Raw genomic sequence first — 20,431 nt, forward strand, 5'->3', positions numbered from 1 at the left:
GGTGAGGCGCTATCTAGGGAACCACAAAAAAACCCGCAAGAGGAAAAGTGCAACGCCCTGCAATTTTCATGTAACATGTTGAGATTAAATAACTTCGGGAACCGTGAAGGCGCTGCCTCCGCCCCCTGCCCCACGGTTCCTCGCGCGCCACCTCAGGCGGCGAGATCGTCGAAGATCCCCGGTTCCAGCTCCTCCCAGAAGGCAAAGATCGCACGCGCGTTGAGGGCGGATCCCCAACCATGCCTGGCAAAATCCTCGCGCTCGAGCTCGCCTTCGAGGCGCCGGAGGAAGAGCCGGCGGTCAGCGTCGCGCTGAGTCGGATTGCGCGACTCGGCCACCGCCCGCACCTTCGCCATCCGCTCGGCCCGTTCCCTCCGTTCGGCAGCGATGGCTGCTTCGCGCAGGGCATCGGCCCGCGCCTGCTCATCCTCGGCCGCCTTCCGGCGCGCGAGTGCCTCGACCGCCTGCGGCGAAGGTTCGGGCGCGGAGGGAACCGCATAGTCATCCCTCAGGGCCGCCGACAGATAGCGGACCGGACTGGCCACCCTGCCCTGCCCCGCCACATAATCGAGCTTTTCAGCCACATGGGCTTCCCCATGTTCCGCGATCCACTGCCTGGCGAGCCGGTCTCCGACGCCCACCTCGATCAGCCGCTGATAGGTGCGCGAGCTGCGCACGGCCTCGCCATCGTCGATCGAGAACATGGCAAGCTGCGGATTCTCCTTGATGAGGAACCGTATGTCGGTGACCGCGCGCGCCATCTTCCGAAACTCGGGCGTGACGATGATGTTCGAGCTCTTGTTCACCTCGGCGACCGCGGGCTTGATGATCTTGGCGTTCAGCTGCTTGAAGTTCTCGTAATAGGCGCTGTCATCCACACCCATCAGCCGGCGGAAGATGTCGATCGGCCACCAGCCCGTCGATCCGGTGCGCACGAAACGGAAGCAGTTCTCATAAAGCGCGAGCGCGTGACCCGAGGTGAACCTGCGCTGGATGTTCAGGTTGATGAGAGCGAACACCTTCGGATCGTGCAGCTTCTCGGCGAGAGCGGGCGAATAGGCATATTCGCAGACGCCTCCGGACAGTTTCGCGTAGGAGAGCAGGGACGAGACACCCCACTCCTGCCGGCCCTTCTGGTCGAGCATGTCCCACTCGGCCACCGTCTCGGCGAGGCTGCGCAGCGACGCCTTCAGCGTCTCCATATCGTTCGAGTTGTAGCCGATCATCAGGCAGAGGGTGCGTGCATCGATCGAATGCTTGGGCCGCGTGATCAGATGATCGTAGGCGTTCAGCAGAAGGACGTTCGACAGCTTGCGCTGGAGAAGCGTGAGCTTTCCCGAAACATGGATCGCCGCCACGTTCTTTTTCACCGACTCGCGGCGCAACGCGCCGGTCAGCGCCTCTCGCGGGATCTCCATGAGGGCGCGATCGGTCGCCCTGCCCCGGCCAGCGGTCTTCTGCGCCATGCCCTGCCTCTTTCTGCTCGGCCTTATCATGCCGGAAAAGGAACCCCGCCTCAAGCCGGTGCGAGGTACCATTGAGCCCTGGCTTCGGCTCCCGCAAACGGGTGCCTTTCGCGAGCCGTAACGCCGGTTAAGGCACCAATTTACGGGATGGGCCGATCTCGATACCTCCGCGCTTGGCTTCCTTTGTGGCCTTCGACCCCCTCAAGCACCGAATCATCGCGAATCTGGACCGCATACGGGTCCGTACGATCCCGGAATCGGAGACCCCGGCGCCCGGGAACGGGTTCCTTTCGTCCTGCATCCGGGTGCCTGACGGCCCGCAAACAGGTACCTCTTGAGCTTCAACCTACTGATAGATAATCTTTTCCCGCCGCCAAAGACTCTCAAGTTCTGAAAGAACAGACAAGCTTTGATGTCCACTTCTGCGTATGGAAAGGAGCCTAAGGCCCGGTTTCGCCCGCGAAACCTCCTCTTCGAGGCCGGCATCCGAAGCAGGTTCCCGCCCCGCCCGTGATGTGCCATAGTTTCGGCAACAGGCAACCAAACATGAGACATCGAGCAGAGAGCCGCACATGAACCGCAAGACGGACCTCCCGTTGCCGCCTTACTTCAACCTCGATCCGGCGAACGCCGCGTCGAAGCTGGGCAAGCCGGTGGACACCACACGATTCGCCAAAGCCGCCGCCTTCTGCGCGCGCGGTCGAGATGATCTCGCACGCAAGGGATACGCGCCTGACGGCAAGAAAAGGCTGCGCAAGTTCTCGACCTGGGAGATCTGCCGATATCTGATTCCCGTCGCATCGTCTCACCTGCGGAGGGTGCTGCGCAACAATCCCGACCTTCCGCAGGGCGAGGGCGAGGGCGGAGCCAAGTGGTTCACGCTGGAAGAGGTCATCGCGCTGCGAAACTTCTTTGCCGAAGAGGGTGCGGCGAAGAAGGAATACCGCCCGTACCGGCCAAAGGGTCTGCCGGCGAAGGTGGTGGCCGTCGCAAACTTCAAGGGAGGGGTCGGCAAGACCTCGACGGCGGCCCATCTCGCCATGTCGGCCGCGCTCGACGGCTACCGGGTGCTCGTGATCGACCTCGACAGCCAAGGCTCGATGACCTCGATCATGGGGGGCAAAGTCGCCGACGAGTGGCAGACGGTCTTCCCGCTTCTGGCCAAGGACTACGCGCTTCATGTTCAGGAGGAGAACGAGGTCCGCGAGGCAAAGGGGGAAGCCCCCCTGCCCCTCGATGAGACGCTGACCGAGGCGCTGAAGATCACCGCCTCCGACGTCGTGCAGAAAACGCACTGGCCCAACATCGACCTGATCGGTGCGCAGCTGAACCTCTACTGGGCCGAGTTCCAGGTGCCTGTCTGGAGGATGATGCTTCGCCGCTGGCCCTTGTGGGACGCACTGACAGGGTTCCTCGATCGCGAGGGTCTGCTGCGGGATTACGATGTCATCCTGCTCGATACGCCTCCTGCACTTGGGTACCTTACGATCAATGCGCTCGCGGCAGCGGACATCCTGCTCGTGCCCCTTGGAGCCTCCTTCCTCGAATTCGATTCCACCGGGCGCTTCTTCGACATGCTCTATTCGACCTTTGCCTCCATCGAGGACGGAGAGAACGCCGCCCGGCGGGCGGCGGGTCTGCCCGAGATGAAGTTCGAGTGGGACGTGGTGCGGGCGCTCATCACCCGGTTCGATGCGAACCAGCAGACCGATCTTGCCAATGTGGTTCAGGCCTACTTCGGCGACTTCATGAACGCCTACCGTCAGGACTTCACCGCGCTGGTGGGCCAGGCGGGCGAGCAGGTAAACGGGATCTACGAGGCGGACTACCGGGATTTCAACCGCGAAACCTATGTGCGGGGCCGCGAGACGTTCGACCGGACCTATGCGGAGTTCAAGGAGATCCTCATCGGATCCTGGTGGCGCGATCAGGCAATGGAGGAGAAGGAGGCGAAGAATGGCGAAGCGCAGACGGCTTGAGGCGCCTTCGGCCGCAGAGCTTCAGGAACTCGAGACAGGTTTCGCCCGCGAAACCCCCGCCAGCACCCGGCCCCCGATCGCGCAGGTCGCCGCCGATGCGGCGGCGCTTGCGGCGCCCCTCCCCGCGGCCGAGCGCGCCGCGGCGGCCAAGGACAGCGCGGACGCCTCCAGGCTGCGCCGCGCCGAGGCCGAGGGACTCCTCCTGCTCGAGATCCCTCTGTCCGAGATTCGTGCGGATGACCTCACACGGGACCGGCTGAAGATCGACGGTGAGGAGATGGACGAGCTTCGGTCGTCCATCCGCACGCATGGCATGCGACTGCCGGTCGAGGTTTTCGAGCGGCCGGAGGGGCAGGGGGAGCGTTACGGCCTTATCTCGGGCTGGCGGCGCCTCTGGGCCATGCGGTCCCTTCATGCCGACACCGGCGACGAGACCTATGGCCGGATTCGCGCCCTCGTCCGCCGGCCAGCCGATGTGTCCGCAGCCTATGTTGCGATGGTCGAAGAGAACGAGATCCGCGCCGATCTCTCACCCTACGAGCGCGGCCGAATTGCGGCGCTGGCGGCCGGGCAGGGCGCGTTCGACTCTGTGGAAGAGGCGGTGGATGTGCTGTTCGGCTCTGCCTCCAAGGCGAAGCGGTCGAAGATCCGCAGTTTCGCACTGGTTCATGAGGAACTCGGCGATCTGCTGGCCTTTGCGCCCACGCTGGGCGAGCGGCCGGGCCTGAGGCTCGCGCATGCGCTGCGCCTGGGCTATGCCGGCGCATTGCGCGAGGCGCTGGCCACGGGGCGCGGGCAGGATCCCGAGACGGAATGGGCGCTCCTTGAGCCGCTGTTGAAGGCCGCCGAGGGCACGGCTCCCGATCCGTCGCGCGGGGGGCGGCCGACCCGTAAACAGGTTCCTTTGGCCGCGGCGGTGCAGGTGGAGCGTCCGGCTGACGGGCGAGGCTTCCTGCTCCGGGTCGAGGGCGAAGAGGTGGACGAAGGCCTTGCGCAGCGCCTTGCGCTGGAACTGAGAAAGATCCTCGCGTCCGGCAAGGTTTCGCCGGCGAAACTTCGGTAGCGTTAACTCACACAGGCCGTTCAGAAGAGCAGTGGACAAGCCAGATGCCAGGTTGCACACTCTGCTGAACGGTCTTCCCGCTCGCGCGACGGCAATCGTGGGACTCCGGAGCGCGACATACAGGGCCACGAAGTCGTTTATGTTCAAGGGGTTGCGATTTTTAACGTCAATTCTCCCGGATTTTGCGCACCACATCGAACGATGAGAAACGGCTATCCGTTTCGCCGCGAAACCGCATGGCCGGCTATGCGTGACAGGCTGGAAACCCGCTTCGGCGTTCCTACATTAGGTGCCCAGACACAAGGACATCAACATGCGCCTCATCCTGGCCATCCTGCTTCCGTGGCTTCAGTTCTTCACGATCGGACGTCCCTTTGCGGGCATCATTTGCCTGATCCTTCAGCTGACCTTGATCGGCTGGCTGCCCGCGGCCATCTGGTCGGTCTATGCGCTCAGCCAGTACAAGACAGATCGCAAGATCGAAGAGGCGACCCGGCAGCGGCGGTCCTGAACCCACGGGCGGGTATCGCCGCGAAACCTGCGCCGCTGATCAGCGGCCGGGAATGTAGCCGCCGAACCTTTCCATCCGTCCCTCGAAGGCAAGCAGGCGGGCCGCGGCATCGGGTGAACGCGCCGCCATTGCCGAGAGAAGCAACTCGACCGCGATGAAGGCAGAGGTCAGCGAGGGCATGATCTGAGGCCCTGACATGGGCAGGCGCACCACCTTCCAGGCGTCCTGTGCCAGCGGCGAGGAATGGCTGTCCGTCAAGGCCAGCACCCGCGCGCCACAGCGGCGCGCCACATGACAGGCGCGCACGACCTCGGCCGAATAATGCTCGTAGCTGATCGCCACCACGATGTCCTCGGAGGTGGCGGCCGAGACCTGATCGAGCAGCGCGCCCGGCGTCACCGGCACCTCGATGAAGTTCGAGAAGGCCCGCGCTCCGACATACGAGAAGTAGTGCGCGATGCCGAAGCAGCTCCGCACGCCGATCGTATGAACGCGCCGCGCGAGCAGGAGGGGATCGACGCAACTCTCAAGCAGCTCCGTCCCCTCGGCCGAGAACAGGGCCTCGACATTGACGAGGTTCGCGGCCAGCGCCTCTTCCCAGATGTCCGCCCCCGAGCGGTGGCGAAGCGCCTGTGCCCGTTCCCCGTAGCGGCTGTTGCGTCGCTGCACCACCTCGCGCACGGCCGCGCGAAAACTGTCGTAGCCGTCGTAGCCCAATTCGCGCGCAAGGCGGGTGACCGTGTTGGGATTGGTGCCCGCCTGCGCCGCAAGGCTGCGGATCGAGTTGAAGGCCACCGCCGCAAGGTTGTCGAGCAGCCAGAGCGCAAAGCCGCGGAGGATGGGCGCGTCGCCCGATGCCACGCGCGCCAGCGCCTGCCGGATCTCGGTCTCCTGCTGCATGCGTCCGCGCCCTGCCTCCCTGTCCGCCCACGGGCGTTGCCAGGCAACCCGCCCGGTAGGACAATTCATTTGCATTGTCCTTCGCCGGGAAATATCACGATTGCATTACCCCATCGAGGCCAAGACCAACAGGAGGAAAACAAGATGAGAACAGGGAAACCTGCTCTGGCCGGTGCCCTTGCGGGGGCGCTCGCCATACTGGCGGCGCCGGCCCTCGCCCAGGAGAATTTCATTTCGATCGGAACGGGCGCGGTGACCGGCGTCTATTATCCGACCGGCGGCGCGATCTGCCGGATGATGTCGCGCACGCGCGCCGAGCACGGGATCCGCTGCGCGGTCGAGAGCACGGGCGGCTCGGTCTATAACGTCAACGCCGTACGCTCGGGCGAGCTCGAGTTCGGCGTGGCGCAGTCCGACGTGCAGTTCAAGGCCCTCGAGGGCGAGGGCACCTTTGCCGAGCAGGGCGCCTATCCCGAACTGCGGTCGGTCTTCTCGCTGCACCCCGAGCCCTTTACCGTGGTGGCCCGCGCCGATGCCGGGATTGCCGACTTCGAGGATCTCAAGGGCAAGCGCGTCAATGTCGGCAACCCCGGTTCGGGGCAGCGCGACACGATGGAAGTGCTGATGGGCGAACTGGGCTGGACGATGGGTGACTTCACCCTGACCTCCGAGCTGCAGGCGGGCGAGCAGAGCCAGGCCCTGTGCGACAACAACATCGACGCGATGGTCTATACCGTGGGTCACCCCTCGGGCTCGATCCAGGAAGCCACGACGGCCTGCGAGGCGGTCCTGGTGAACGTGGCGGGCGAGGCGGTGGACAAGCTCGTGGACGAGCATCCCTACTATCGCAAGGCCACGATCCCCGGCGGGATGTATCGCGGCAATGCCGAGGACGTGCAGACCTTCGGCGTCGGCGCCACGCTCGTCACCTCGGCCAATACGCCGGACGATGTGGTCTATGCGCTGGTCAAGGCGGTCTTCTCGGACATCGAGCAGTTCCGCGGCCTCCATCCGGCCTTTGCCGAGCTTGATCCGGCCGAGATGGTCAGCGACGGTCTCTCTGCCCCCCTCCATCCGGGCGCCGAGAAGTACTTCCGCGAGGCGGGCCTCATCCAATGATCCCGCGGGCCTGAGGGCCCCGGATCACCGGGCCGTCGCATGCCAGGGCTGCGGCGGCCTTTCGCGCAGGAGGGACGCATGACCAACGAGAGCCAGAAGAAGAGTGGCCGCAGCTTCACCGACGAGGAGCTTCAGGATCTCGTCGCGAGCACCGACAGCGGAGGCCGAAATCCCTCGAACCGGATCGTGGCGATCCTCATTGCCACCACCGCATTCCTGTGGTCGCTGTTCCAGCTCTGGATCGCGCAACCGCAACTCTGGTTCGGGCAGTATCTGCCGGTGCTGAACTCGTCCCAGACCCGGCCGGTTCATCTCGCCTTTGCGATGCTGCTGGCCTTCCTCGCCTATCCCGCGCTCAAGTCTTCACCCCGAGACAGGGTGCCCATCCTCGACTGGGTGCTGGCCATCGCGGGGGCGGGCTGCGCCTTCTATGTGTTCCTCTTCTCCCGCGAACTGGCGGCGACGGCGCGGGCGGGTCTGCCCACCCAGACGCAGATCTTCGTGGGCGCCGTCGGGATCGTGCTCTTGCTCGAGGCGTCACGTCGGGCACTCGGGCCCGCCCTGACGATCGTGGGGGCGGTCTTTCTCCTCTACGCCTGGATGGGGCAGGGGTGGCTCATCCCCGACATCATCGCCCACTCCGGCCTGTCCTTCACCTCCATTGTCAATGCGCAATGGCTCGACACGAACGGCGTCTTCGGGATCCCGCTGGGTGTCTCGACGGCCTTCGTCTTCCTCTTCGTGCTCTTCGGCGCGCTGCTCGACAAGGCAGGTGCCGGCAACTACTTCATCCAGCTCGCCTTCGCGGGCCTCGGCGCGCTCCGGGGCGGCCCGGCAAAGGCCGCCGTCGTGGGCTCGGCCATGACCGGCCTCATCTCCGGCTCGTCGATCGCCAATGTGGTGACCACGGGCACCTTCACCATTCCGCTGATGAAGCGCGTGGGCTTCTCGTCCGAGAAGGCGGGCGCGGTCGAGGTCGCCTCGTCGGTCAATGGCCAGATCATGCCGCCGGTCATGGGGGCAGCGGCCTTCCTGATGGTCGAGTTCGTCGGCATCTCCTACGTCGAGGTGATCAAGCACGCCTTCATTCCGGCGGTGATCTCCTACATCGCGCTGGTCTATATCGTGCATCTCGAGGCGCTGAAGCTGGACATGCCGGCCCTCGGTCCGGCGGTCAACCTCGGGCGGATGTTTGCCAAGATCGCCGCCGGCTTCGTGGTGACCGGCCTCGCCTTCACGGGCCTCGTCTGGGCCATCCAGGCCCTGCGCGGCGCAGCGCCCGGCATCTCGGATTGGCTGGTGCTGGCGGTGCTCGGTCTGGCCTATGTGCTCATGGTGCGCACCTCGGCCCGCCGGCCCGATCTGGCTCTCGATGATCCGAACGCGCGCCAGATCCGGCTGCCGAGCGTGGCCGAGGTCTTTCCGACCGGGCTGCACTACCTGCTGCCGATCCTCGTCCTCGTCTGGTTCCTGATGATCGAGATGCAGTCGCCCGGCAAGTCGGCCTTCTACGCCGTGGCCGTCATGCTCTTCATCATCGTGACCCAGCGGCCGCTCAAGGCGCTGTTTCGGGGCGAGGATGCGGGGCAGGCGCTTCGGGCGGGGTTCGGCGACCTGATCGAGGGGATGATCGCCGGGGCGCGCAACATGATCGGCATCGGTGTCGCCACCGCCGCGGCGGGCATCATCGTGGCGACCGTCACCAAGACCCCGATCGGAACCGAGCTGGCCGGCCTCGTCGAGATGCTCTCGGGTGGCCATCTCTTCATCATGCTCCTGCTCGTGGGCCTGTTCTCGCTGGTCCTCGGCATGGGCCTGCCCACGACGGCCAACTACATCGTCGTCTCCTCGCTGATGGCCTCCGTCGTCGTGACGCTGGGCGCGCAGGAGGGGCTCATCGTGCCGCTGATCGCGGCGCACCTGTTCGTGTTCTACTTCGGGATCATGGCCGACGTGACCCCGCCCGTCGGCCTCGCGAGCTTTGCCGCCGCGGCCGTCTCGGGCGGCGATCCGATCAAGACCGGCTTCACCGCCTTCTTCTACTCGATGCGGACGGCGGCGCTGCCGTTCCTCTTCATCTACAATCCCACGCTCATCCTCTACGGGGTCGATCTCGGAACATGGGCCGGACTGCTGCAGGCCGCGGGGATCTTCGTCGTGGCCACGATCGCCATGCTGCTCTTCGCGGCGGCGACGCAGGGCTATTTCCTCGCTCCCTCGCGCCTGTGGGAGAGCGCGGCGCTCCTCCTCGTGGCCTTCACCGTCTTCGTGCCCGGCTTCTGGCTCGACCGGATCATGCCCCGCTTCGAGGAGCGCCCCCCGACCGAACTGGCGCAGGCCTTCGATGCCGCCGAGCCGGGCGAGACGGTGCGTTTCGTGGTCTCCGGCCCCGACTTCACCACCGGCCGACCCACGCGCCTGACGGTGGTCCACACGATCGCGGAAGAGGCACCGGAAACGGGCCGTGCCGAGGCCGCGGGCCTGTTTCTGCTGCCCGAGGACGGCCGGCTCTTCATGGACGAGCCGATGTTCGGCACCGACTACCAGCAGCGGCTGCAGGGCTTCGACTTCTACGGGGCCGAACGGGTCGAGGTGACCACGCTTCAGAGTCCGGCCGACCGGCCGCCGAAGCAGCTCTTCTACATTCCGGCGCTGCTGCTTCTGGGTCTCGTCGTGGCCCTCCAGCGGCGGCGGCAGACCAAGCCCGCGTTCTGAGCGCGCATCGAGGAGAAGATCATGGCACGGACCATCCTGCTGCCCGTCGATCTGGGAAATCCGCCCGCCAACACCGCGGCGCTGGCCGAGGCGCTCAAGCTTCTGGAGCCGGGGGGACGCCTGCATGTCGTCTCGGTTCTGCCCGACTATGGCTACGCGCAGGTGTCGGGCTTCTTCCGGCAGGGCTACGAGCAGGAGGCGCTCAAGGCGCTCGGGAAGGCGCTCGCCGCCTGGGTCGCCGAGGCGGTGCCCGACGAGGTGGATGTCCACCCCCACGTCCTGCACGGAACCGTCTATGACGAGATCCTGCGCGCGGCCGGCAAGCTCGGCGCCGACCTCATCGTGATCGGTGCCCATCGCCCCGAACTCAGCGACTATCTCCTCGGGCCCAATGCCGCGCGCGTGGTGCGGCACGCCCGCCAGTCCGTCTATGTCGTAAGGAACTGACCCATGCCCGGACATGTCTTCGGCCGCTCCACCCGGGGCAGCCTTCCCACGGCCGTGGCCGGCGACGGCTGCTACCTCGTCGATGCCGAGGGGCGGCGCTACCTCGACGGGTCGGGCGGGGCGGCGGTCTCCTGCCTCGGCCATTCCAACGCGCGCGTGCGGGCGGCGCTGCACGACCAGCTTGACCGGATGGCGTTCGCCCATACGGGCTTCTTCACCTCCGAGCCGGCCGAGCGGCTGGCCGACCGTCTTGCCGCCGCCGCGCCCGAGGGGATCGAGCGGGTCTATCTGGTCTCGGGCGGCTCCGAGGCCGTCGAAGCGTCCCTCAAGCTTGCACGGCAGTATTTCACCGAGCTTGGCCAGCCGCAGCGGCACCGGGTCATCGCACGGCGCCAGAGCTACCACGGCAACACGCTGGGCGCACTGGCCGCGGGCGGCAACGAGTGGCGCCGGGCCCAGTTCGCGCCCCTTCTGGTCGAGACCTCGCACATCTCGCCCTGCTACGAATACCGCGGCCGGGCCGAGGGCGAGAGCCCCGAGGCCTACGGTCTGCGCGTGGCCGACGAGCTGGAAGCCGAGATCCGGCGCCTCGGCCCCGAGACCGTCATGGCCTTCGTGGCCGAGCCGGTGGTCGGCGCCACCGCCGGCGCCGTGCCCGCGGTGCCGGGATACCTCCGGCGCATCCGCGAGATCTGCGACCGCCACGGGGTTCTGCTGATCCTCGACGAGGTCATGTGCGGCATGGGCCGCACCGGCCACCTCTTCGCCTGTGCCGAGGACGGCGTTGCGCCCGACATGATCACCATCGCCAAGGGGCTGGGCGCGGGCTACCAGCCGATCGGGGCGCTGCTGGTGCAGGGCCGGATCTATCAGGCCATTGCCGACGGCTCGGGCTTCTTCCAGCACGGCCACACCTACATGGGGCATGCGATGGCGGCGGCGGCGGCCAACGCGGTGCTGGACGAGATTGAGGCGCGCGACCTGCTGTCGGCCGTCCGCCGTCAGGGTGAGCGGCTCGACGCCCTCCTGCACGAGCGGCTCGGCCAGCACCCGCATGTCGGCGACATCCGGGGCCGCGGTCTCTTCCGCGGCGTCGAACTGGTCGCGGACCGCGGCACGAAGGCTCCCTTCGATCCGGCGCTGAAGCTTCATGCCCGGGTCAAGGCCGAGGCCTTCGCCGCAGGCCTCATCTGCTACCCGATGGGAGGCACGATCGACGGGGTGCGGGGCGATCACATTCTCCTCGCACCGCCCTTCATCATTTCGGACGCAGAGATCGAGGAACTGGTCGAGAAGCTCACCTCGGCCATCGACCGGGCGCTTGCGGCATGAGTCTGCCCGAAGGATCGGCCGGGCTGCCGCGCATCATGCTGGCCCCGAACGGGGCGCGGTTGACGAAGGCTGACCATCCGGCGCTGCCCGTCACGATTCCCGAGATCGTGTCCGCCGCCCTCGCCGGTCGGGCTGCAGGGGCGGACGGTCTGCACGCCCATGTGCGCGACGCCGAGGGACGGCATGTTCTGGACGCCGGTCTCTACGCCGAGCTGCTCGCCGAGCTTGACCGGCAGGCCCCCGGCTTTCCGGTGCAGGTGACGACCGAGGCCGTGGGGATCTACAGCCCGGCCGAGCAGCGCGCTCTGGTCGAGCGGCTGCGCCCGCGCCTCGTCTCGATCGCGTTCCGTGAAATCACGGCCGAGCCCGACGCCGATGTGACGCGTCGCTTCTTCGCCTTCTGCGCCGAGGCGAGGTGCCAGGTGCAGCACATCCTCTATGATCTCGAGGACATTGCCCGCCTCGTGGCTGCGGTGGACGAGGGCATCATCCCGCGCGAGGGGCTGGCGGTCCTGCTCGTGTTGGGCCGCTACACTCCGGGACAGGTCTCCGCGCCGGCCGATCTCGATCTGCCGGCCGCGGCCCTGCTTCAGGCCCTCCCGGCGGCCGACTGGGCGGTCTGCGCCTTCGGCCCGCGTGAGACGGAGTGCCTTGTCGCCGCGCACCGGATGGGGGGCAAGATGCGGATCGGCTTCGAGAACAACCTGCTGCAATCGGACGGGCATCCGGCGCCCGACAATGCGGCCCGGGTGGCGGAACTGGTGGCGGCGCTCCGGTCGGACACCGCGCGGAGCTGACGAGCGCGCGGGCCCCGTGCGTGCGCGGCGGCGACGGTCGGCCGCAGGCAACTCTGGTTGCCCCGGCGATGGCGCGGGCCGAAAAGGAAGGGGGAACCGGCTTGAAGCCGGACAATGACAGATCCGCCGCCGGGCAGAATGGTGCATGCAAGGCTGCGGGCAGCGGGAAAGGATAGAACCTCATGCTGATCCTGATGCAACTTCTCATCGCGCTCCTGATCGCGCTGGCGGTCTTCCTCGGGCTGATGGCGGCCACGGCCGCTCCGCCCGTCATCCTCGCGCTGATCGCAGGGTTGGTGGTGGCCATCTACATGGCGCGCCGGGCCGAGACCAAAGCCCTGCGGGTGCGTCGCTCGGAGTGAGTTCTGGATGAACGTGGCCGTTCAGGGCGGGCCGGGCTCCTGAAGGGGTAGAGGTCCCGGCTCCTGCGGCGGTCTTGCGCAGGCGGCCTGCCGTTCCCCGATCCTGATCGGGAGGACGACAGGCCAGCGGTGCTGCCAGTTCAGGCCGCCGCCCTCAGCGGCTGCGGGGCAGGGGCCAGATCGTCCTCCGCGGCCAGAGCCTCGGTGCCGGTGCGGAAATAGTTGACGCTGGTCAACAGGCGGCGCGCCCGTGTGGCGAGTTCGTCGGCATCCTCATCCAGCAGGCGCGACGCGGCCTCGGTCTGCTGCGTCACCCGATCCAGCGCATCGATGGCGAGCGAGACCTGCCGCGCCCCTTCGGACAGTTCGCGCGAGGCCACCGAGATGTCCGTCACGAGATTGGAGGTGCGCTCGATCTCGGGAACCAGTCGGTCGATCATCTCGCCCGCGCCGGCCGCGGCCCGCGCGGTTTCGGCCGAACGCGTCGAGATCTCGGCCGCCGCCTCGGCGCTGCGTTCGGCAAGTCGGCGCACTTCGGCGGCGACGACCGCAAAGCCGCGACCCTGTTCGCCGGCCCGCGCGGCCTCGACGGCGGCGTTGAGGGCAAGAAGATCGGTCTGGCGGGCGATTTCGCCGACGATCCCGATCCGTTCGGCGATCTCCTGCATCGAGCGCACGGCGTCCGCAACCGCCTCGCCGCAGCGGCGGGCGTCGTCGGTGGAACTGCTGGCGATGCGGGCCGTCATGCCCGCATTCTCCTCGGACTGGGTGATGTTGCCCACCATCTGCTCGACCGCGGCCGAGGCTTCGACCGTTGCCGCCGCCTGTTCTTCGGTGCCGGACTTCAGTTGGCCCGAGGCCGAGGCCATCCGGCCGCTTGCGGCGGCCACGTCGCGTGCGGTGCCGCCAACCTCCTCGACCACCTCGCGCAGCTTGAGAAGCATGCTGTTGCTCGCCCCGAGAAGGTCGGCGATCTCGTCGCGGCCCCGGACCTCCTCGCCTTGCGACAGGTCGCCCTGTGCGACCCGCTGTGTCAGGGCCAGCGCCCGGCGGAGCCCGCGGCCGATCGAAAGGGTGATCCAGAGGGCGGCGGCCGAACCCAGAACCCCGGCCAGAGCGGCGATCAGCATCACGAGCGCGAAGGTGCCGCGCACGTCCTTTTCCGATTCGGCCTTCACGCGCTCCAGAACCGCGAGCTTGTGCGCCACCAGTTCCTCCGAGAGAGTCTCGAGCGACCGTTCGAGATCGCTGGCCCCGTTGTCGCGCAGGTAGCTGGCCGCACCCTCGGGGTTTCCGCCGAGCGAGAAGATCATCGCCCGGTTGTTGATGCGCTGGATCTGCTTGCGCAGGTCGTTGTAGCGCACGACGATCTCGCGGCTGGTCTCATCCGCGGCGCTGTCGCGCAATTCGCGCAGGGCGCGGCGCTGGACCATCCGTCCTTCCTGCACGCTCGTCTCGATGCGGAAGGCCGCGTCGGCGTCGCGGTCGAGCAAGTGCGCGCGGATGCTGGCCATGACGCGATACTGGCCGATGCTCAGCCGCTGAGCGAGGACGACCTGATGGACATTCTCGTTGATGACCTGGGTCATCCGGGCGTCGAGTCGCTGGAGATGAAAGAGGGAAATGGCGACCGCCAGGCCGGACATGACGAAGACCACGGCGAAGGCCATGACCAGCTTGCTTCTAATCGTTACCTTCATGCTTCTCGCACCTTCTGCGCAGGGCCGGATCGCGGATGTTTCATCTTGCCGGAATAGACCCTTGTCGCCGTCAGGGGCATCATCCATCAGAGAGATTTACGAGATCTTTCGGACTAGGGCTGATACCCTCGGGTGGGAGGCTGTCTTGCCGGAAGCAAACTGAAGTTCAGGTGCCCGGCGGCCGAGGCGGAAGACTTGCGAAGGTCAGCATGGCCGTCTCACCCTGTGGCCGGCGGGGTTCGAGCGTGAGGGTCGCGCCAAGCCGCGCGGCAGCGGCCTCGACGATCGCAAGGCCGAGGCCGCTGCCCTCGCCCCGCGCCGTCGCCGCCCGAAAGAAACGCTCGGTGATCCGTGCACGGGCTGCGGGGGGGATGCCATGGCCCTCGTCCCGGATCTCGGCCCGCCAGCCCCCGCCGGACAGACGAAACAGGAGATCGACGCGCCCCTCCGCGGCACTGGCCTGAACGGCATTCTCGACGAGGTTGCGCAGCGCCACCACGAGAAGCCCGGGATCGGGTTGCAGCCGCCCTGTCAGCGCCTCCGCGCAGTCGAAGCCGAGCCGCACGCCCCGCGCGACCGCGACAGGCGCCGTCAACTCCAGCACCTCGGCTCCGATGCGGCCGAGGCTTCGCGGGGCGCCCTGCGGGGCCCCCTGATCCACGGCCGTCATGTCGAGGAGTTGCCGCACCAGCCGGTCGGATCGGTCCACCGCGGTGCGGATCTGGGCCAGGGCGTGCGTGCGCGTCGCTTCATCGGGCGCGCGTTGCGCCACTTCGGCCTGCATCTTCAGCCCGGCGAGCGGGGTCTTCAGCTCATGCGCGGCATATGCGGTGAAGTCCTGTTCATGCTGGCGCGCGGTTCTCACGCGCCGGAAGAGCCCGTTGAGCGCCGCGACGATGGGCGCCAGCTCGGGCGGGGCAGGGGCATCGAGCGGTGCGAGATCCTCGGCGGTGCGGCGCGACAGGTCTCCGGCCATCCGCTGAAGCGGGGCCAGACCGCTGCGCAGACTGAGCCAGATGGCGGCGGCCAGCAGGGGCAGCACCACGGCCGCCGGCCACATCAGCCCCAGCAGCATGTCGTTGGCCAAGCGCTCGCGGACCTGCAGGGTGTCGCCCACCATCACGCGGATGCCACGCCCCTCGTCAACATGCGTATAGACGCGCCAGATGATCCCCTCGACCTCCCGCTCGCTGATGCCTTGGGATGCGACGGACAGCGCCTCGCGCGGGGCCTGCGCCGAGGCCGCCACCCGCGTCCCGTCGAGCCCCCAGACCTGGCACGAGAGCTGCCGCGCGTAGCCGTGGCGGTCCTCGCCGGGAAGGGCGGGCGCGGCCATGCCCATCGCCGCATCGAGCGTCGGCCCGTCGCGGACGACCAGACTGCCCACCATCCGGGCGGCCTCGGCCAGCCGGTTGTCGAGCGCCCGGTTCAGTTCGGCACGGGTCGAGACGTGGATCCAGACCGCGGCCGAGAGCCAGACCGCGCCGGTGGCGGTCATGAGGATCAGGAAGAGCCGCCCCCGGAGCGACCTCATCGGGCCTCCGCCAGCCGATAGCCCGCGCCCCGCACCGTCTCGATGAAATCATGGCCGAGCTTCGAGCGCAGCTTGTGGATATGGACCTCGACCGCGTTGCTTTCGATCTCTTCCTGCCAGCCGTAGAGCTGTTCCTCGAGCTGGGCCTTGCTGAGGACCGCGCGCGGTCGGTCCATCAGCGCGCGCAGCACCGAGAATTCCCTCGGCGAAAGGGGGACCGGCCCATCCGCCCGGCTGGCCACGAGGGCCGCGAGATCGAGCGTGACACCGTTCCACGCGGGCCGGGTCTCGGACAGCGCGGCGGGGCGGCGGCCAAGGGCCCGGAGGCGCGCGGCCAGCTCTTCCAGCTCGAACGGCTTTCCGAGGTAGTCGTCGGCCCCGAGGTCGAGCCCGCGCACCCTGTCGTCGAGCCGGTCCCGCGCGGTCAGCACGAGCACCGGAACCGCAAGCCCGGCCGATCGCACCTCGACCAGAAGGTCCAGCCCCGAGCCGTCCGGCAGCATGAGATCCAGCACCATCGCATCGAACCGGCCCGCGAGAAGGGCTGCGCGTGCATCCTCGAGACTGGCGACCGTCTCGGGGCTGAAGCCGGCGATCCTGAGCCCCGCCCGCAGCCCGTCCGAGAGCACCGCGTCATCTTCGACGACGAGTATCCGCATCTGTCTCCGTCCCGTTGGAACGCATCAGGTAGCACGCGGGCGGCGCAGGCAACAGCCGCCCCGTCCGGCCGAGCGCACTTCCTTGCGCCTCCGCAACGAGGATGGCCGCGCGCCATGGCAGGAAGGACGCAGCCGGAACGAGAGGTCGGGATGCAGGATCAGACGCTGGTGGCACCGCCACCCGAGGCCGAGGCGCCGCCCCTTCCGGGCGACCTGATGATGTGGATCCTCATCATCTCCGAGCTGCTCGTCTTCGGCGCGGGGCTTGCGGCCATGATGGCGGTCCGCCTGAGCGATCCGGCAGGCTTCGCCGCGGCGCAGGACCTTCTTCACCGTGGCGCGGCGGGGCTGAACACGCTGGTTCTGGTCACCTCGGGTCTGCTTGCGGCCCTGGCCACGCGGGCGGCGTTCGAGGGCCGTGCCGCGAGGGTCCGCCTGCTGCTGGCCGGCGCGGCCGCTCTGGGGCTGGTGTTCCTGATCGTCAAGGGATCGGAGTTCCGCGATCTGGCCTCTGCCGGCATCTCGACCGAGAGCCATGCCTTCTTCACCTTCTATTATCTTCTGACGGGCTTTCACGCGGCCCATGTGGCGGCCGGGATCCTGCTCTTTGCCGTCGTGGGCTGGCGGTGCTGGCCCGCCGGTGTCGAGATGGCGGCTGCCTTCTGGCACATGGTGGATCTGGTCTGGGTCCTGATCCTGCCCGTCGTCTATCTGCTGAGCTGAGCCATGACCCTGTTTCGCGCCTGGATCCTGCTGCTGGTCCTCTCCGGTCTCTCGGCCGCCTTCGCCGAATATTCGGCCCCCGCTGACACGGGCGCCGCGACGATGGCGGCCGGCGGGGCGGGGATGCTGTGCCTGACATGGCTCAAGGCGCGCACGATCCTTGCCTCCTACCTGCGGCTGGACGAGACGCCCGCGGCGCGGCGGATCTTCGGCCTGATCCTCGGGCTTTACCTGCTGCTGCTGGCCGGGCTCTTCCTCCTGCCGCTGGCCTGAGCCCTACCACGGCGCCCGCGGCGGAGGCCGCGTGGCGCTCTCGGGCAGGATGGGCGCCGGCCGTTTCGCAAGCGCCGCGGCGAAGGCCACGGCATCGGCCTCGACGGCTGCATGATCCCGCAGGTAGCGGCGCGCAAATCCGACCACGCCCCATTCCCGGTACTGGCCCACATGCCGCAGTTCGTGCGCCCACAGCGAGGCATTGGCAAGCGCGTCGCCTTCATCGGCGAAGACCACCACTTCGCCCAGAGTGATGGCCGAGGCGTTGCCATGCAGGACAGCGTTGCGCTGGAGCGAGAACTCGGTCCCGCCGCCCACGCGCCACCGCACCATCTCGAGGTCGATGACCGGAACATGGCCGACAAGCCGGTGCCGGATCGCCTCGGGGATCGGAGCGGTGCCCTCGGCCAGCGCCTGCCGGCGCGACTCCTCGATCGCAGAGGCGAGCATGGCGACCGCTTGCTGCTCGCCGGCCACGGCCAACACGCGAGCAAGGTTCCCCGCACCGGCGAGCGGATCCTGCACGGGACGCTCGGCCTGCGAGGGCAGGGGGAGCAGCGCGAGGATGAGGGCCAGCGAAAGATGGATGGCTCGCAACGGCGGCTCCTCCGAACGGATGTGCGGGACGCGACCCGGCTGCGCCAACTGTCCGGCGCCCCTCCCGCACTGTCAACGCTGCGGCGGCAAGGGCCGGTTCCGCTCGCCGTATTGTGTCTGCCGCATTATGCCGCAGGTGCGGCATCCGATGCTGCAGGAGCAAAAGTTTCGCTTTGAATGTCACTGGCAAACGAATATTGCGCGCCCAGGCACCGAGGAGGAGTTCATGGTTCCGATTCACGAAAAGATCCTGGCCGACCCGCGCTTCACGCAACTGGTCGCCCGCCGCAACCGCTTCGCCATCACCTTGTCGATCATCGTGCTGGCCGTCTATGCATGCTTCGTCGTCGTGGCCGTGTTCCGGCCCGAGCTGTTCGCGATGCCCGTCTTCGGTACCTCGGCCTGGTGCGTCGGGCTGGTCGCCGGCTTCTGCATCCAGGCCTTCGCCTTCGCGATGACCGGCATCTATACCTCCCGCGCCAACGGCCAGTTCGACCGGCTCGCGCGTGAGGCCATCCGCGGGAGCGCCGCATGATCCGTATCTTCTTCCTGTCGGCGGCGGCGCTCGTGGCCATCGCCGGAACCGGCCTCGCCGCGGGCGGTGCCATCGACGGCGACGTGACCAAGAGCTCGGTCAACCTCATCGCCATCTCGATGTTCCTGTTCTTCGTCGCCGCCACCCTCGTCCTCACGGCCTGGGCGGCGCGGCGCACCAAGTCGGCCTCGGACTTCTACACCGCCGGCGGCGGGATCACCGGCTTTCAGAACGGTCTGGCCATCGCGGGCGACTACATGTCGGCCGCGGCCTTCCTCGGCGTATCGGGGATGGTGTTCGGCAAGGGTGTGGACGGCGTCTTCTACACCGTCGGCTGGACGGTCGGCTGGCCGCTGATCCTGTTCATGATCGCCGAGCGGCTGCGCAACCTCGGCCGCTACACCTTCGCCGACGTGGCCTCGTTCCGTCTCGAGCAGACGCGGATCCGCACCCTTTCGGCCTTCGGCGCCCTGACCGTGGTCATCTTCTACCTGATCGCGCAGATGGTGGGGGCGGGCAAGCTGATCCAGCTGCTTTTCGGGCTCGACTATGCCTATGCCGTGATCCTCGTGGGCGTGCTGATGATGCTCTACGTCACCTTCGGGGGCATGCTGGCCACGACCTGGGTGCAGATCATCAAGGCCGTGCTGCTGTTGTCGGGCTGCACGCTGCTGGTGCTCCTGGGCCTCAGCCACTTCGGCTTCGACCCCGAGGTGATGATGCAGGCGGCGGTGGACAACCACGCGGCGCACGAGGCGATCCTCGCGCCCTCCAGCTCGATCTCCGATCCGATCACCGCCATTTCGCTCGCGTTGGCGCTGATGTGCGGCCCGGCCGGTCTGCCCCACATCCTGATGCGGTTCTTCACCGTGCCGGATGCGAAGGAGGCGCGGAAATCGGTCTTCTACGCCACCGGCTTCATCGGCTACTTCTTCATGCTGGCGGTGACGATCGGCTTCCTCGCGATCACGCTGGTCGGGACCAACCCCGACTACCTCGACGCGGCCGGTGCGCTGGTGGGCGGCGGCAACATGGCGGCGATCCATCTGTCGGAAGAGGTGGGGGGCGACGTGTTCCTCGGCTTCATCTCGGCGGTGGCCTTCGCGACGATCCTCGCCGTGGTCTCGGGCCTTGCCCTGTCGGGCGCCTCGGCGGTCAGCCATGACCTCTATGCCCGGGTGATCAAGAAGGGTGCGGCGTCGGACAAGACCGAAATGATGGTCTCGCGGATCGCCACGCTCGTCTTGGGCGTCCTTGCGATCGGCCTCGGCCTCGTGTTCGAGAACCAGAATATCGCCTTCATGGTCAGCCTCGCCTTCGGTCTGGCGGCGTCGGTGAACTTCCCCGTGCTGTTCCTGTCGATCTTCTGGAAGGACATGACCACTCGCGGCGCCTTCATCGGGGGCCTGATGGGTCTGGTTTCGGCCGTGGCCTGCGTGGTGCTGGGGCCGACGGTCTGGGTCAAGGTGCTGGGCTTCGAGACCGCGATCTTCCCGTGGGAGCAATATGCGCTCTTCTCGATGACGGCGGCCTTCTCGGGGATCTGGTTCTTCTCGGTCACCGACCGCTCCGAGCGTGCGCGGATCGACCGCGCGGGCTATCCGGCGCAGTTCGTGCGCTCCGAGACGGGTCTCGGCGCGGCGGGTGCGCTGGCCCACTGATCTCCCCTTGCGAACGCAAGAGGCGCGGCCGGTTTCCCGGCCGCGCCTTTTTCATGCG

19 protein-coding genes are annotated in these 20,431 nt (G+C 67.5%); 13 read left to right on the plus strand and 6 right to left on the minus strand.

Annotated features, from left to right (window positions below; all coding sequences use genetic code 11):
- Positions 1 to 152 precede the first annotated feature (152 nt).
- Entirely contained in the window at positions 153 to 1,466 is a 1,314-nt protein-coding gene (locus LV780_RS17265; protein WP_044249310.1) for a replication initiation protein, read from the minus strand.
- 572 nt (positions 1,467 to 2,038) lie between these two features.
- Between LV780_RS17265 and LV780_RS17270 the strand changes: the two genes are divergently transcribed.
- The 3 genes from LV780_RS17270 (at position 2,039) to LV780_RS17280 (ending at position 5,019) form a co-directional block, all read left to right on the plus strand.
- Positions 2,039 to 3,445, plus strand: a complete 1,407-nt coding sequence (locus tag LV780_RS17270) for an AAA family ATPase (protein ID WP_108221291.1) — start codon at positions 2,039 to 2,041, stop codon at positions 3,443 to 3,445.
- On the plus strand, positions 3,423 to 4,508 hold the full coding sequence (locus tag LV780_RS17275; protein ID WP_108221290.1) for a ParB/RepB/Spo0J family partition protein: 1,086 nt from the start codon (positions 3,423 to 3,425) through the stop codon (positions 4,506 to 4,508). Before LV780_RS17270 ends, LV780_RS17275 begins: the two co-directional genes overlap by 23 nt.
- A gap of 313 nt (positions 4,509 to 4,821) precedes the next feature.
- Positions 4,822 to 5,019, plus strand: a complete 198-nt coding sequence (locus LV780_RS17280) for a YqaE/Pmp3 family membrane protein (RefSeq protein ID WP_011910602.1) — start codon at positions 4,822 to 4,824, stop codon at positions 5,017 to 5,019.
- Between the two features lie 39 nt (positions 5,020 to 5,058).
- Here LV780_RS17280 and LV780_RS17285 read toward each other — a convergent pair whose 3' ends face one another.
- A complete protein-coding gene (locus LV780_RS17285) occupies positions 5,059 to 5,919 on the minus strand; it encodes a MurR/RpiR family transcriptional regulator (protein ID WP_108221289.1) in 861 nt (286 codons plus the stop codon).
- A 144-nt stretch (positions 5,920 to 6,063) separates the two neighbouring features.
- Here LV780_RS17285 and LV780_RS17290 point away from each other — a divergent pair, with 144 nt between their 5' ends.
- The 6 genes from LV780_RS17290 (at position 6,064) to LV780_RS17315 (ending at position 12,691) form a co-directional block, all read left to right on the plus strand.
- The gene (locus LV780_RS17290; protein ID WP_108221288.1) at positions 6,064 to 7,038 is read left to right on the plus strand and encodes a TAXI family TRAP transporter solute-binding subunit; all 975 of its coding nucleotides are present in this window, start codon (positions 6,064 to 6,066) and stop codon (positions 7,036 to 7,038) included.
- A 78-nt stretch (positions 7,039 to 7,116) separates the two neighbouring features.
- Complete coding sequence (locus LV780_RS17295) at positions 7,117 to 9,753, plus strand: TRAP transporter permease (RefSeq protein WP_117345097.1); 2,637 nt, start codon at positions 7,117 to 7,119, stop codon at positions 9,751 to 9,753.
- A 21-nt stretch (positions 9,754 to 9,774) separates the two neighbouring features.
- Complete coding sequence (locus tag LV780_RS17300) at positions 9,775 to 10,200, plus strand: universal stress protein (RefSeq protein WP_011910599.1); 426 nt, start codon at positions 9,775 to 9,777, stop codon at positions 10,198 to 10,200.
- A 3-nt stretch (positions 10,201 to 10,203) separates the two neighbouring features.
- Entirely contained in the window at positions 10,204 to 11,532 is a 1,329-nt protein-coding gene (locus LV780_RS17305; RefSeq protein ID WP_108221286.1) for an aspartate aminotransferase family protein, read from the plus strand.
- A complete protein-coding gene (locus LV780_RS17310) occupies positions 11,529 to 12,329 on the plus strand; it encodes a 3-keto-5-aminohexanoate cleavage protein (RefSeq protein WP_108221285.1) in 801 nt (266 codons plus the stop codon). The genes LV780_RS17305 and LV780_RS17310 overlap by 4 nt, the downstream gene beginning before the upstream one ends.
- Positions 12,330 to 12,511: 182 nt before the next feature.
- The gene (locus LV780_RS17315) at positions 12,512 to 12,691 is read left to right on the plus strand and encodes a hypothetical protein (RefSeq protein ID WP_108221284.1); all 180 of its coding nucleotides are present in this window, start codon (positions 12,512 to 12,514) and stop codon (positions 12,689 to 12,691) included.
- A 140-nt stretch (positions 12,692 to 12,831) separates the two neighbouring features.
- Here LV780_RS17315 and LV780_RS17320 read toward each other — a convergent pair whose 3' ends face one another.
- From LV780_RS17320 to LV780_RS17330, 3 genes are all read right to left on the minus strand, one after another.
- On the minus strand, positions 12,832 to 14,391 hold the full coding sequence (locus LV780_RS17320) for a methyl-accepting chemotaxis protein (protein ID WP_108221283.1): 1,560 nt from the start codon (positions 14,389 to 14,391) through the stop codon (positions 12,832 to 12,834).
- A gap of 166 nt (positions 14,392 to 14,557) precedes the next feature.
- Entirely contained in the window at positions 14,558 to 15,925 is a 1,368-nt protein-coding gene (locus LV780_RS17325) for an ATP-binding protein (RefSeq protein WP_108221282.1), read from the minus strand.
- A complete protein-coding gene (locus LV780_RS17330; protein ID WP_011910593.1) occupies positions 15,922 to 16,584 on the minus strand; it encodes a response regulator in 663 nt (220 codons plus the stop codon). The genes LV780_RS17325 and LV780_RS17330 overlap by 4 nt, the downstream gene beginning before the upstream one ends.
- Before the next feature lie 150 nt (positions 16,585 to 16,734).
- On the opposite strand from LV780_RS17330, the gene LV780_RS17335 reads away from it, so the two are divergent.
- Together LV780_RS17335 and LV780_RS17340 are read left to right on the plus strand one after the other, a co-directional pair.
- The gene (locus tag LV780_RS17335; protein WP_101339885.1) at positions 16,735 to 17,307 is read left to right on the plus strand and encodes a cytochrome c oxidase subunit 3; all 573 of its coding nucleotides are present in this window, start codon (positions 16,735 to 16,737) and stop codon (positions 17,305 to 17,307) included.
- A 3-nt stretch (positions 17,308 to 17,310) separates the two neighbouring features.
- Positions 17,311 to 17,580, plus strand: a complete 270-nt coding sequence (locus LV780_RS17340) for a hypothetical protein (protein ID WP_101339884.1) — start codon at positions 17,311 to 17,313, stop codon at positions 17,578 to 17,580.
- Positions 17,581 to 17,583: 3 nt separating this feature from the next.
- Here LV780_RS17340 and LV780_RS17345 read toward each other — a convergent pair whose 3' ends face one another.
- Entirely contained in the window at positions 17,584 to 18,177 is a 594-nt protein-coding gene (locus tag LV780_RS17345) for an eCIS core domain-containing protein (RefSeq protein WP_108221281.1), read from the minus strand.
- Between the two features lie 148 nt (positions 18,178 to 18,325).
- Between LV780_RS17345 and LV780_RS17350 the strand changes: the two genes are divergently transcribed.
- Together LV780_RS17350 and LV780_RS17355 are read left to right on the plus strand one after the other, a co-directional pair.
- Positions 18,326 to 18,712: a DUF485 domain-containing protein gene (locus tag LV780_RS17350; RefSeq protein ID WP_011910589.1), complete on the plus strand. Its 387-nt coding sequence runs from the start codon at positions 18,326 to 18,328 to the stop codon at positions 18,710 to 18,712.
- A complete protein-coding gene (locus tag LV780_RS17355) occupies positions 18,709 to 20,373 on the plus strand; it encodes a cation acetate symporter (protein ID WP_011910588.1) in 1,665 nt (554 codons plus the stop codon). The genes LV780_RS17350 and LV780_RS17355 overlap by 4 nt, the downstream gene beginning before the upstream one ends.
- The last annotated feature ends 58 nt before the right edge of the window (positions 20,374 to 20,431 follow it).

It is taken from the genome of Cereibacter azotoformans, from assembly GCF_021391315.1.
Classification (GTDB): domain Bacteria; phylum Pseudomonadota; class Alphaproteobacteria; order Rhodobacterales; family Rhodobacteraceae; genus Cereibacter_A; species Cereibacter_A azotoformans.

What these genes read in the sequence shown, in the direction of transcription:
- LV780_RS17290 (WP_108221288.1), top strand. Translation starts at nt 6,064, where the DNA reads ATGAGAACAGGGAAACCTGCTCTGGCCGGTGCCCTTGCGGGGGCGCTC.
- LV780_RS17340 (WP_101339884.1), top strand. Translation starts at nt 17,311, where the DNA reads ATGACCCTGTTTCGCGCCTGGATCCTGCTGCTGGTCCTCTCCGGTCTC.
- LV780_RS17350 (WP_011910589.1), top strand. Translation starts at nt 18,326, where the DNA reads ATGCTGCAGGAGCAAAAGTTTCGCTTTGAATGTCACTGGCAAACGAAT.
- LV780_RS17355 (WP_011910588.1), top strand. Translation starts at nt 18,709, where the DNA reads ATGATCCGTATCTTCTTCCTGTCGGCGGCGGCGCTCGTGGCCATCGCC.
- LV780_RS17315 (WP_108221284.1), top strand. Translation starts at nt 12,512, where the DNA reads ATGCTGATCCTGATGCAACTTCTCATCGCGCTCCTGATCGCGCTGGCG.
- LV780_RS17325 (WP_108221282.1), bottom strand. Translation starts at nt 15,925, where the DNA reads ATGAGGTCGCTCCGGGGGCGGCTCTTCCTGATCCTCATGACCGCCACC.
- LV780_RS17280 (WP_011910602.1), top strand. Translation starts at nt 4,822, where the DNA reads ATGCGCCTCATCCTGGCCATCCTGCTTCCGTGGCTTCAGTTCTTCACG.
- LV780_RS17335 (WP_101339885.1), top strand. Translation starts at nt 16,735, where the DNA reads ATGCAGGATCAGACGCTGGTGGCACCGCCACCCGAGGCCGAGGCGCCG.
- LV780_RS17300 (WP_011910599.1), top strand. Translation starts at nt 9,775, where the DNA reads ATGGCACGGACCATCCTGCTGCCCGTCGATCTGGGAAATCCGCCCGCC.
- LV780_RS17270 (WP_108221291.1), top strand. Translation starts at nt 2,039, where the DNA reads ATGAACCGCAAGACGGACCTCCCGTTGCCGCCTTACTTCAACCTCGAT.
- LV780_RS17320 (WP_108221283.1), bottom strand. Translation starts at nt 14,391, where the DNA reads ATGAAGGTAACGATTAGAAGCAAGCTGGTCATGGCCTTCGCCGTGGTC.
- LV780_RS17295 (WP_117345097.1), top strand. Translation starts at nt 7,117, where the DNA reads ATGACCAACGAGAGCCAGAAGAAGAGTGGCCGCAGCTTCACCGACGAG.
- LV780_RS17330 (WP_011910593.1), bottom strand. Translation starts at nt 16,584, where the DNA reads ATGCGGATACTCGTCGTCGAAGATGACGCGGTGCTCTCGGACGGGCTG.
- LV780_RS17275 (WP_108221290.1), top strand. Translation starts at nt 3,423, where the DNA reads ATGGCGAAGCGCAGACGGCTTGAGGCGCCTTCGGCCGCAGAGCTTCAG.
- LV780_RS17310 (WP_108221285.1), top strand. Translation starts at nt 11,529, where the DNA reads ATGAGTCTGCCCGAAGGATCGGCCGGGCTGCCGCGCATCATGCTGGCC.
- LV780_RS17305 (WP_108221286.1), top strand. Translation starts at nt 10,204, where the DNA reads ATGCCCGGACATGTCTTCGGCCGCTCCACCCGGGGCAGCCTTCCCACG.
- LV780_RS17265 (WP_044249310.1), bottom strand. Translation starts at nt 1,466, where the DNA reads ATGGCGCAGAAGACCGCTGGCCGGGGCAGGGCGACCGATCGCGCCCTC.
- LV780_RS17285 (WP_108221289.1), bottom strand. Translation starts at nt 5,919, where the DNA reads ATGCAGCAGGAGACCGAGATCCGGCAGGCGCTGGCGCGCGTGGCATCG.